This is a genomic window from Rhodococcus sp. MEB041 (assembly GCF_030208955.1).
Classification (GTDB): Bacteria; Actinomycetota; Actinomycetes; order Mycobacteriales; family Mycobacteriaceae; genus Rhodococcoides.
The window spans coordinates 193504-204615 of sequence record NZ_JARVSZ010000005.1 but is presented as its reverse complement, the minus strand read 5'-3'; the positions used below and the strand labels follow the sequence as shown (position 1 = coordinate 204615).

General features: G+C 69.1%; 12 protein-coding genes. 5 read left to right on the top strand and 7 right to left on the bottom strand.

Features of this window, described 5'->3' with window-relative positions:
• Positions 1-143 precede the first annotated feature (143 nt).
• Positions 144-851: a response regulator transcription factor gene (locus tag QRN16_RS15075; RefSeq protein ID WP_027504204.1), complete on the top strand. Its 708-nt coding sequence runs from the start codon at positions 144-146 to the stop codon at positions 849-851.
• 23 nt (positions 852-874) lie between these two features.
• Positions 875-2194 carry a sensor histidine kinase gene (locus tag QRN16_RS15070; protein WP_197027712.1) on the top strand — a complete coding sequence of 440 codons (1320 nt, stop codon included), beginning with the start codon at positions 875-877 and terminating at the stop codon, positions 2192-2194.
• Between the two features lie 25 nt (positions 2195-2219).
• Here the strand turns inward: QRN16_RS15070 and QRN16_RS15065 are convergent, their stop codons facing one another.
• Both QRN16_RS15065 and QRN16_RS15060 read right to left on the bottom strand, forming a co-directional pair.
• Positions 2220-2576: an FKBP-type peptidyl-prolyl cis-trans isomerase gene (locus QRN16_RS15065; protein WP_027504206.1), complete on the bottom strand. Its 357-nt coding sequence runs from the start codon at positions 2574-2576 to the stop codon at positions 2220-2222.
• A 70-nt stretch (positions 2577-2646) separates the two neighbouring features.
• Positions 2647-3333 carry a DUF2848 domain-containing protein gene (locus tag QRN16_RS15060; RefSeq protein WP_204866328.1) on the bottom strand — a complete coding sequence of 229 codons (687 nt, stop codon included), beginning with the start codon at positions 3331-3333 and terminating at the stop codon, positions 2647-2649.
• 101 nt (positions 3334-3434) lie between these two features.
• Between QRN16_RS15060 and QRN16_RS15055 the strand changes: the two genes are divergently transcribed.
• On the top strand, positions 3435-4796 hold the full coding sequence (locus tag QRN16_RS15055) for an MFS transporter (RefSeq protein WP_285187898.1): 1362 nt from the start codon (positions 3435-3437) through the stop codon (positions 4794-4796).
• Here the strand turns inward: QRN16_RS15055 and QRN16_RS15050 are convergent.
• Complete coding sequence (locus tag QRN16_RS15050) at positions 4793-5434, bottom strand: GntR family transcriptional regulator (protein WP_285187896.1); 642 nt, start codon at positions 5432-5434, stop codon at positions 4793-4795. The genes QRN16_RS15055 and QRN16_RS15050 overlap by 4 nt on opposite strands.
• A gap of 59 nt (positions 5435-5493) precedes the next feature.
• On the opposite strand from QRN16_RS15050, the gene QRN16_RS15045 reads away from it, so the two are divergent.
• Positions 5494-6291, top strand: coding sequence for a carbon-nitrogen hydrolase family protein (locus QRN16_RS15045; RefSeq protein WP_027504210.1), 798 nt, complete (start codon positions 5494-5496; stop codon positions 6289-6291).
• A 36-nt stretch (positions 6292-6327) separates the two neighbouring features.
• Here QRN16_RS15045 and QRN16_RS15040 read toward each other — a convergent pair whose 3' ends face one another.
• Genes QRN16_RS15040 through QRN16_RS15030 form a run of 3 tightly spaced genes read right to left on the bottom strand, consistent with a single transcriptional unit; the run spans position 6328 to position 9492 of the window.
• Positions 6328-7635, bottom strand: coding sequence for a citrate synthase (locus tag QRN16_RS15040; RefSeq protein WP_037183979.1), 1308 nt, complete (start codon positions 7633-7635; stop codon positions 6328-6330).
• Positions 7636-7687: 52 nt separating this feature from the next.
• A complete protein-coding gene (locus tag QRN16_RS15035) occupies positions 7688-8614 on the bottom strand; it encodes a carbohydrate kinase family protein (protein WP_285187890.1) in 927 nt (308 codons plus the stop codon).
• Positions 8611-9492, bottom strand: coding sequence for an aldose 1-epimerase family protein (locus QRN16_RS15030; protein ID WP_285187888.1), 882 nt, complete (start codon positions 9490-9492; stop codon positions 8611-8613). Before QRN16_RS15030 ends, QRN16_RS15035 begins: the two co-directional genes overlap by 4 nt.
• A gap of 99 nt (positions 9493-9591) precedes the next feature.
• Between QRN16_RS15030 and QRN16_RS15025 the strand changes: the two genes are divergently transcribed.
• Positions 9592-10338, top strand: a complete 747-nt coding sequence (locus tag QRN16_RS15025; protein WP_285187886.1) for a CPBP family intramembrane glutamic endopeptidase — start codon at positions 9592-9594, stop codon at positions 10336-10338.
• On the opposite strand, the gene QRN16_RS15020 is transcribed toward QRN16_RS15025, so the two are convergent.
• Positions 10325-11023 (bottom strand): TetR/AcrR family transcriptional regulator, encoded by a 699-nt coding sequence (locus QRN16_RS15020; protein WP_285187884.1) that lies wholly within the window; start codon positions 11021-11023, stop codon positions 10325-10327. The genes QRN16_RS15025 and QRN16_RS15020 overlap by 14 nt on opposite strands.
• Positions 11024-11112: the final 89 nt, after the last annotated feature.

The window sequence follows — 11112 nt, the reverse complement described above, 5'->3', positions numbered from 1 at the left end:
GCGCAGACGTGACCACCGCGATCGTTCCCGGCCCGGCCGGTTGTGTGCAGTGATCCGCGGTGAGCGCGGATCACTGCACACAGGTCGACTCCCGCGGCGCGGGGCGTATCCGCACACCACGGGCGTTCCGGCACAATCGACGGATGACCGCTCCGGACCAGCCCACCGTCCTCGTGGTGGACGACGACGTCGACGTGCTGGCCTCGATCGAGCGCGGACTGCGGCTGTCCGGGTTCACCGTGCTCACCGCTCGCGACGGCGCCGCCGCTCTCGACCTCGTCGGTGCGCAGGATCCGGACGTCGTGGTGCTGGACATGAACATGCCCGTCCTCGACGGCAACGGCGTGGTCACCGCATTGCGCGCCCGCGGCAACGACGTCCCGGTGTGCGTCCTGAGCGCGCGCAGTTCCGTCGACGACCGCATCGCGGGCCTCGAGTCCGGCGCCGACGACTACCTGACCAAGCCGTTCGTCCTCGCCGAACTGGTGGCACGCATCAACGCGATGCTGCGCCGCCGCGGCACCATCGGTACCAGCGTCCCGGCCACTGCCGCCGTGGTGGTCGGACCGCTGAGCCTCGACGAGCCGGGCCACCGCGCCACCATCGACGGGCGGCCCCTCGACCTCACCAAGCGCGAGTTCGAACTCCTCGCCGTCCTCGCGCACAACGCCGGAGTGGTGCTCAGCCGGGAGCGGCTCCTGGAACTGGTGTGGGGGTACGACTTCGTGGCCGACACCAACGTCGTCGACGTCTTCGTCGGGTACCTGCGCCGGAAGATGGAGAGCGGTGGGGTGCCACGGATCCTGCACACCGTCCGCGGCGTCGGCTTCGTCCTGCGCACGGCTTCATGAAGCTCCTCCGGCCTTCCCGGCGCATGACGACCGGCCTCCGGCCTTCCCGGGTCTTCTCGCTGCGCGCCCGCGTGGCCGCCGCCACCGCCCTGGGCGCCCTCATCATCGTCTCGCTCGTCGGTTGGTACGTCGCAGCGGCCATCTCCCGCAACAACATCCTGCAGCTCGACCGTCGGCTCGAGACAGCGTCGGAGGTGGTGGTGCCGCGTGCGCAGACGTTCGAGATGTTCCTCGGGAGCCTGAGTAGGTCCGAGGCCTTCGCCATCACGATCAGGCAGACCGATCAGGTGCGGGCCAGTACGCAGCCGCAGCTCCCCGCGATGCCGCTCGGTTCGGCGACCGCCGACGTCGACGGCACCCCGTTCCGCGTCTACACCGCCGCGGTGCCGGACCGGACGGACGTCACCGTGTCCATCGCGGTGCCGTTGTCGGAGGCGCAGGACATCACGGACGACCAGCAGCGGCAGGTGCTGCAGGCCGGCGCTCTGGCGGTCGGCGCGTCGACGGCACTCGGCTGGATCCTCGGCGGACGGGCCGTGCGCCCGTTGATGAGGCTCACGCACGACGTCGCGAAGGACCCGCCGACACCACCCCGCAAGTCGACGGGTGTGCGGGAGGCGGACGCCCTCGCGGCCGCCGTAGGCGACATGCTGCAGCGAGTGTCGGACGCCCAGGCGCGCACCGAGAGCGCCCTCGAGACGGCCCGCGACTTCGCCGCCGTGTCGGCGCACGAGCTGCGGACGCCGCTGACCGCCATGCGTACCGACATCGAGGTGCTGCGCACGCTCGATCTCTCGGCCGAGCAGCGGCAGGAGATTCTCGACGACCTCCAGCGCACGCAGGGCCGGGTGGAATCGACACTCGCCGCGCTGGAACGGCTGGCCACCGGAGAGCTGACCACCGACGCGGACCGGGTGAGCGTGGACGTCGTGGAGATCGCCGACCTCGTCGCACGGGACGCCGCGCGGACGTTGCCGGAGACGCGGGTGCGGGTGGAGGCCGACGGGCCGGTGTCCGCCCTGGGCCATCCCACGGGACTACGGTTGGCGCTCGACAACGCCGTGCTCAATGCCGTGCGTCACGGCGGCGCGACGACCGTGGTGATCAGCGTGGCGCGCACGGCGGAGGGTGCGCGAATCAGCGTGGACGACAACGGGTCCGGCGTCCCGGAGGACGAGCGGGAACGTGTCTTCGGACGCTTCGAGCGCGGATCACGGGCCGCGGCGGGCGGATCCGGACTCGGGCTCGCACTGGTCGCCCAGCAGGCTCACCTGCACGGTGGAACGGTGCATCTGGAGGCGAGCCCGCTGGGCGGTGCGAGGTTGGTGCTCGACGTGGCGTGAGCCCGTCGAATCTGCGGAGCAGAGGTCAGGCGTTCAGCAGATCGATGACGAAGACGAGGGTCTTGCCCGACAGCCGATGTCCGGCGCCTGCGGGGCCGTAGGCGAGCTCCGGCGGGATGGTGAGCTGACGGCGTCCGCCGACCTTCATGCCGGGAATGCCGTCCTGCCAGCCCTGGATGAGGCCGCGCAGCGGGAAGGTGATGGACTCACCGCGGTTCCAGGACGAGTCGAACTCCTCGCCGCTCTCGAACTCGACGCCCACGTAGTGCACCTCGACGGTGCCGCCGGGAACAGCTTCCGCGCCGTCACCGACCGTGATGTCCTGGACCACCAGGTCGGTAGGAGGGGGGCCGGCCTGGAACTCGATCTCGGGCTTGGTCACGATGAACTCCTGTAGTCGACTGATACCGAACGACGATGTCCTGTACCGATCGACTGTAACGTGACTGCGCTCAGCCTATCGGGGACGGCATGGCGACCGTACGGTAGGCGCAGGTCAGAGACCGATCGGTCGCCGGGTCGCGTAGCTCGACCTTCCACGAGTTCGCGAACTGGTCCACCCCCGGAACCATCGACACCGTTCCGGACATCAGCACCGTGCCCGCCCGGAAGAGTCCCCGCTCGGTGAGGACGTCGAGCCAGTGATCGGGCGAGAGCAGATCGCCCAGAGTGCCGTCCTGGATCAGGGTCTCGTCGTCTCCGACCCACGCGCGCAGCGTGATGTCGTCGAGGCGGTCGGCGACCTCCGCGAGCCGCCAGGCCCCGGTGCCGAGCACATCGGGCGAGGCGTTCTTGCTCCACGCGACGCTGTGCACCTCGAGATCGCGATCGGTGTGGTCGCACGCGACGGTCAGCAGCACGTCGTCGCGGGTGGGACCCGTGATCACCAGTGCCCACTCCGCCTCGCCGGAGGTGTGTCCGTGCTGGACGTGCACCTCGGAGGTCTGCTGTGCCAGGTAGGGCGAAATGGGGTACATCGCCGGGATGGTGGTCGGTGCGGGAACGCCGAGCTCGGCCAGTTCGGCGATGTGGGACGCGACCTCGGCCTGGTCACGGCCCGCGTATCCGGCGTTCAGGAGGGTGGTCACGGTGACCGACTCGGTGGAACCGTCGGGAAGTTCGAAGGTCAGTGTCGTCATCATTTCTCCTGTTACTTCTCTGTTTCGGGAGCGCTCCGGGGGTTGCGCATACGTCTTGTATACAGCAAGTATATGAACCACGACACCCGAAAGGACATCCCATGGACGGCACGACACCCGACGGCCGAGGGGCGGTGCGTCCCGACCGGACTGCGCTGACCAAGGCTTTCGCTGCCAGCCTGACCGGTACGGCACTGGAGTGGTACGACTTCGCGGTCTACTCCGCGTCGGCCGCACTGATCTTCCCCATCGTCTTCTTCCCGGAGAGCGACCCGTTGACGGGAACGCTGCTCGCGTTCTCGACCTACGCCGTGGGATACGTCGCGCGGCCCATCGGCGGATTCGTCTTCGGCCGCCTCGGCGACGTCATCGGACGCAAACAGCTGCTCGTCATCACATTGTTGCTCATCGGCGTCACGACCTTCCTGATCGGACTGCTGCCGGGCTACGCGACCATCGGCGTCGCGGCCCCGATCATCCTGGTGGCGTTGCGCTTCGCGCAGGGCGTCGCCGTCGGTGGCGAGTGGGGCGGTGCCGTCCTGCTCTCGAGCGAGTACGGCAATCCGCGCAAGCGTGGATTCTGGTCGTCCGCAGCGCAGATCGGCCCGCCCGCCGGCAACCTGATGGCCAACGGCGCTCTCGCGGCCCTGACCTTCGCCCTCACCGAGGAGCAGTTCGAGTCGTGGGGCTGGCGCGTGGCGTTCCTGCTGTCGGCCGTGCTGGTCGGCTTCGGACTGTGGATCCGCCTGAAGCTGGAGGACACCCCGGTGTTCAAGGCGCTGCAGGAGAGCGGCGACCGACCCGAGGCACCGATCACCGAGGTCTTCCGCGAGCAGAGCCGCCCCCTGATCGCCGCGATCCTCTCGCGCATCGCGCCCGACGTCATCTACGCCCTCTTCACCGTCTTCTCCATCACCTACGGCGTGCAGAAGCTCGGCTTCGTGCGCAGCGAGGTGCTCACGGCCATCCTCATCGGCTCGGCGTTCCAGCTGGCCACCATCCCGCTGGCGGGCGCACTGTCCGACATCGTGAACCGGCGACTGCTCTACGCCGTCGCGGCCGTGGGCGGCGTCGCGTGGGTGGCCGTCTTCTTCCTCCTCATCGGCGGCAGCTCGTTCGGCATGCTCGTCCTGGGCGTCGTCGTCGGACTGACGTTCCACTCGTTCATGTACGGGCCGCAGGCCGCGTTCGTGACGGAGCAGTTCTCGCTGCGCCTGCGCTCCACCGGTGCCTCGCTGGCGTACACGATCGCCGGCGTCTTCGGCGGCGCGATCGCACCGCTCATGTTCACGTTCCTGCTCGACCGCACCGACAGCTGGGTGCCCGTCTTCGTCTACATCATGGCGATGGGTGTGCTCACCGTCCTCGGCCTGGCACTCGGCCGTGGTCCCGATCCCGCGGAGGAGGAGAGCTACGTCGCGCAGAACCTCGGCGCCGAGCAGCTCTCGGCGCGGGATAGCTAGCCGCGCAGCAGGATTCGCATGGTGACGTCCAGGTGTGCATCGATCTGCGCGGACGCCGCGGCCAGATCCCCCGAGGCCAACGCGTCGACGATCGCGCGATGCTCGGTGCACACCTGGCGCTTGCGGTCGGGAGCGCCGAACAGCGCGGACAACCCGGCACGCAACTGCCGCGCCCGCAGCCCGGCGTACGTCCGGGACAGCAACTCGCTGCCTGCGGAGTCGATCAGTTCCTGGTGGAACGTACCGTCGAGGTCGATGAAGGTTCGAGCGTGATCCTCGGCGGCACCGGCAGCCAGGGACTCCTGCGACTCCAGAGTGGCCGTCATCGCCGCGATGGGTACGTTCCCGGCGTCGATCGCCTTCTCCGCGGCGTGCCGTTCGAGCACGCCGCGCAGGTCCATCAGTTCACCGATCTGGCGCCCGGACATCGGCGGCACGTACGCGCCCCTGCCGCGCACCATCTCGATGAGACCCTCGGACACCAACAGCAGCAACGCTTCTCGAACCGGGGTGCGCGACACCCCGATCTGCGACGCCAGCTCGCCCTCGTTCAGGAACGTGCCCGTGAACGCCGGTTCGGACAGCACGCGGTCGCGGAGATAGACATAGGCACGCTCGCGACCGGACTGTTCTTGCATACTGTGTGTATACCACTCACGACCCTCGACACCCCGCACGCCGACGTCAGGAGCACCGCATGAGAATCAGCCTCGCCCAGATCACCGCGTCCCGCGATCCGAACGAGAACCTCGACCTGGTGCGCTCGTCGGTCCGTGACGCCGTGGACGCGGGCGCCCGGCTGTGCGTCCTTCCCGAGGCAACGATGCGCCGATTCGGCGGATCGATCGCCGACGTCGCCGAGCCGCTCGACGGCCCCTGGGCCACCGCGGTGCGCGAGATCGCCGACGACGCGGGCATCACCGTCGCGGCCGGCATGTTCACCCCGGCCGTCGGCGGTGACGAGCGGGTGCGCAACACCCTGCTGATCACCGGCGGGGGCGTCGAGGCGTCGTACGACAAGATCCACCTGTTCGACGCGTTCGGTTTCGCCGAGTCCGACACCGTCGCACCGGGAACCGAGCCGGTGGTCGTCGACATCGACGGCGTGGGTGTCGGCTTCGCGACGTGCTACGACATTCGCTTCCCCGGCCTCTTCCAGACCCTCGCGGACCGCGGCGCCCTGCTCACCGTCGTCGCCGCGTCGTGGGGCCGCGGCCCCGGCAAGGTGGATCAGTGGACACTGCTCGCCCGCGCCCGCGCACTGGACTCGACGACGTTCCTCGCGGCCTGCGGGCAGGCGGACCCCGCCGAGTCGGGTATCGAGATCTCCGGCTCGGCACCCGTGGGCGTCGGCAACTCGATGGTGGTGTCCCCCACCGGCCACGTGCTCGACCAGCTCGGCGCGGCGCCCGGTCTGCTCACGCTCGACATCGACCCGAACGAGATCGACGCGGTGCGCCAGAACTTGCCGGTGTTGGCCAACCGGAAGTTCTGACGCACCGCGTCGGGGGTGTCGCGAGGGGCGGGCCGATCAGCGGCCGTCGATGCCCTCGTAGCCGCGCTCGGTGTAGCCCGTGTAGATCTGACGGGGGCGGCCGATCTTGGCGTTCGGGTCCTGGTGCATCTCCTGCCAGTGCGCGATCCACCCGGGCAGGCGGCCGAGCGCGAACAGCACCGTGAACATGCGCTCGGGGAAGCCCATGGCGCGGTAGATGAGACCCGTGTAGAAGTCGACGTTCGGGTACAGCTTGCGCTCGACGAAGTAGTCGTCGGACAGGGCGACCTCTTCGAGTTTCATCGCGATGTCGAGCAGCTCGTCGTTGGTGCCGAGCTTCTCGAGGATCGAGTGCGCCGTCTTGCGCACGATGGCCGCGCGCGGGTCGTAGTTCTTGTAGACACGGTGTCCGAAGCCCATGAGCTTGACACCGTCCTCCTTGTTCTTGACCCGCTTCAGGAAGTCGGCGCTGTCGCCGCCCTCGCTCTGGATGCGGTAGAGCATCTCGAGGACGGCCTGGTTGGCGCCGCCGTGCAGCGGACCCCACAGTGCGTTGATGCCGCCGGAGATGGACGTGAAGAGGTTGGCGTCGGACGAGCCGACCAGGCGCACCGTCGACGTCGAGCAGTTCTGCTCGTGATCGGCATGCAGGATGAGCAGCATGTCGAGCGCCTTGACCATCTCGGGATCGGCCTCGTAGGGCTCGGCCGGGAAACCGAAGGTCATGCGCAGGAAGTTCTCGACGTAGCTCTTCGAGTTGTCCGGGTACAGGAACGGCTGGCCCACCGACTTCTTGTACGCGTACGCGGCGATGGTCGGCAGCTTGGCCAGCAGACGGATCGTCGAGAGCTCGACCTGCTCGGGATCGTTCGGGTCGAGCGAGTCCTGGTAGTACGCGGACAGCGCGTTGACCGCGGACGAGACGACGGGCATCGGGTGCGCGTTGCGCGGGAAGCCGTCGAAGAAGCGCTTGAGGTCCTCGTGCAGCAGAGTGTGCCGACGGATGCGGTCGGTGAAGTTCTCCAACTCGACGGTGGTGGGCAGCTCCCCGTAGATCAGCAGGTAGCTGACCTCGAGGAACGACGACTTCTCGGCGAGCTGGTCGATCGGGTATCCGCGGTAGCGCAGGATGCCCTCGGCACCGTCGATGTACGTGATGGCGGACTTGGTGGAGGCCGTGTTGACGAACCCACCGTCCAGCGTCGTGTACCCGGTGTTCGCGAGCAGTTTGCCCAGCTCGATACCGTCGTTGCCTTCGGTCGCTCTCGCAATGGTCATCTCGTGTTCGCCGCCGGGATAGATCAGCTTGGCGGTGGCGGCGTTGTCGGCATTCTCAGCGGGCACGAAGGGTCCCTCTCGAGCTCGGTGTAACGGAACTTGTGGTGTCTCGATAAAACTAGTCGTCGCCGACCTCGTCCGCCCAGGGAGGGTCCGCCCCCGGTCGTGACACGGTGATGGCGGCTGCCTTCGCGGCGAACGTGAGAGCCGCCGTCCAGGCCTGTGAATCGAGTCGCAGAAGGTCCGCCGACGAGCGCATGCCCTGCTCCGTCAGGTGGTGGAGCATCGCCCCGTGGACGGTGTCGCCCGCACCGATGGTGTCCGCGACCTGCACCGACACACCCGGAACGACTGTCTCGCCGGCCGTGGTGACCACCGACAGTCCGTCCCCGCCGCGCGTGACGACGACGGCCGTCACGCCCGCGTCCAACCAGTCTCGGACGGTGGTGCCCTGCGGCCCCTCCCCCAGCCATCCCGCGTCCTCGACCGACACCTTGAGGATGTCGATCGACGGAAGCCAGGTACGGAACCGGGCGCGGTAACCGTCGCCGTCCGTCATCGCGGCCGGGCGGATGTTCGGATCGAGCATCGTCAGGACCCCGGCGTCGTGCACCCTCGCGAGCAGCGCCGCGTACACGCTCGCGCCCGGCTCGTAGAGCAGCGACAACGTGCCGAACGACGCCGCGGTCACCGACTCGGGGATGGTCGCGGGCGCCTCGACGAGTCGGTCCGCGGTGCCGTCGGCATAGAACGAGTACTCGGCGGCGCCGTGCGCGTCGAGCACTGTCAGGGCGAGCGTGGTCAGCTCCGGCCCACGCTGCAGCAGGTCGAGTCCCACCTTCGACGCCTCCAGCCACGCCACCAGGTCGCGGCCGAACGGGTCGCGGGAGATGCGGGAGAGGAACTGCACGTCCGCACCGAGGCGGCCGAGCGCGACGGCGACGTTGAACGGGCCGCCGCCCAGCTTCGGCGTCAACGCGGGACCACCGCCCTGGCGATCCGGCACCAGATCGACCAGCGCCTCGCCGCACACGAGGATCGTCACGAGGCGCTCCCGTCGTCCGCCCGGATGCCCCAGCTCCCGGTCCAGGTCTCCCCCGGCTCCAGCACGATCAGCCCCACCCCTGAGTTCAGCGCGTCCGGTGGGCACGTCATCGGTTCGATCGCCAGGGCGCGGCCGCGGTCCGGGTAGGCCTGATCGTGCGCCGGATCCGCCGTGAACACCTGCACCCACGGGAAATTCGCGTCGGTCCACAGCACGGTGGCCGCGCTGTCCGGCGGCGTCAGGTACTGCCGTGCGATGCCGTCCGCGTCCGGGACGAGGGCACTGAACGGGGTGTCGAGCCAGACTCCGGCGAGGCTCCGCGCCGCAGCGAAGTCGAGGTCCGTGCCCTGCACGGGCACGGGGCCGCCGCTGGGCAGGTTGCGCTCGCCGTCGAGCGGGAGACGCACACCCGCCGAGAGTCGGAGCGTGCACTCGTCCAGGGGCGCATCACCCGCGCGGACGAACGAGTGGACGCCCATGCCGAACGGCGCCGTGCGATCCCCGACGTTCGTCGCCGTGTGGGTCACGGTCAGACCGTCGTCACCGAGGCTGTGCCGAGCTGTCAGCCGCAGCGCGAAGGGCCATCCCTGCTCGCCACCGATGTCGATGGTGTGGGTGATCGACGAGTCGGACCGCTCCGCGACGTCCCATTCCCGTCGACGGACGAGTCCGTGACTCGCGTTGTTCCGGGCCGGTTCGGTGATCTCGAGCTGATGTGTCTCACCGTCGAACGTGAACCGGCCGTCGCGCGTGCGGTTGGGCCACGGGGCCAGCACCAGCCCTGCCGACAACGGCGGCTTGACGGCGACCCGATCCCGACCGGCCTCCGGCCTGCCCGCGTCCCACGTCTCGGTGAGCGACGTCGGCGCGGTACGCACCGTGGCGCAGCGAGTGGGACAGGGCGGATGGCGCGTCGTCGACCATGGCAGCACGCTACCGCCCTGATGTGACGCGCCGTTCTCTGTACGGTGGATCGGGTGTCCACAGTCGTCGTCGCCACCGAACCGGTGACATCCCGCCGTTGGTTCGACAGGACCCTCGTCGACATCGTCGTGGTCGTCGCCGCCCTCGTGGTCTTCAACCTGACCGCACACTTCGCGCCCACTCCCATCGCGGTCGCCGCGGTGCCGGTCGGCGCCCTTATCCTGCTCGCCTTCGCTCGTGCGCGCGGCGTCCAGTGGAGCGACCTCGGGCTGAGCAACATCGGGCGCGGAGCCCGTCACGGCGCCGCTGCGGCCGGACTCACGCTGGTGGTGGTGGCCATCGCTGCCTCGATCCCCCTCACCCAGAGCGCCTTCCTCAACGAGCGGTACGGCGTCAACGTCGGCGCCACGCTGTTCGCGGCCCTCGTCATCATCCCGCTCCAGACCGTCATTCCCGAGGAACTCGCGTTCCGCGGCGTCCTGCACGCGAAGTTGTCGCGGCGCTTCGGCATTCGCGCGGTCGCCGTCATCGGCTCGCTGCTCTTCGGCCTGTGGCACGTGGCGTCGTCACTCGGCCTGACAGTGGGCAACGACGGGTTCTCCGCCGTGCTGGGAACCGGACTGTTCGGCCAGATAATCGGGGTGTGCGGCGCGGTCGCCGGGACCACCGTCGCCGGCTTCGTCTTCACCTGGCTGCGCCATCGCGGCGGGAGCATCCTCGCTCCCATCGGTCTGCACTGGGCACTCAACGGCGCCGGCGCGTTGGCCGCACTCGCGGTGTGGCACGTCACCTTCCACTGAGGTCGAGCGTCGCGGCGAGATTCCGCACGATGTCGGCGTAGAACGCGCCGGTGTCCTCGGTGACGCCGACCAGATGGCCGAAACGCTCGAACGACACCGCGCCGAAGACCGTGATCCACGCCGACAACGTGCGGGCCACCAGGTCGGTCGTCATCACGCCGCCGACATCCTCACCGGTGGCCTGGCGATAGTGCTCCACGACGAAGTCGCGCGCCGGTGAATAGTTGTCGGGCTCGATACGGACCGGCGGTGCGGACCGATGCGCGTCGACGACGATGCTCACCACCACGAGAGTCGGGCGCGTGGCCGGACCGACGGTCGTCTGCGGCGCTCGATAGCCGGGCACGGGCGAGCCGTACAGCAGCGCGTACTCGTGCGGGTGCGCCGCGGCCCACGATCGCAGTGCGTCACACACCGCGACCCAGCGGTCGACAGGCTTCCCACCCTGCGGATCCGCATCCTCGAGGGCCGCACCCAGCTCGTCGTAGCACTGCACGATCAGTGCCGTGAGCAGCTCGTCCCGGCTCGCCACGTAGCGATAGACGGCCGAGGACACCATGCCGATCTCCCGCGCCACGGCGCGCAGGGACAGTGCCGCGGGTCCGATGTCGGCGAGCTGGGTCCGAGCTGCGCCGAGGATCGCGGCCATCGTCTCCGTGCGGGCGGTCTCCCGAGGCGTGGGCATGCCTTCACAGTAACCGAGAGCACCGCTCTTGACTTTCGAGAGCGGTGCTCTCATAGTTGTGGCGAGAGCGGTGCTCTCCACTACGGAAG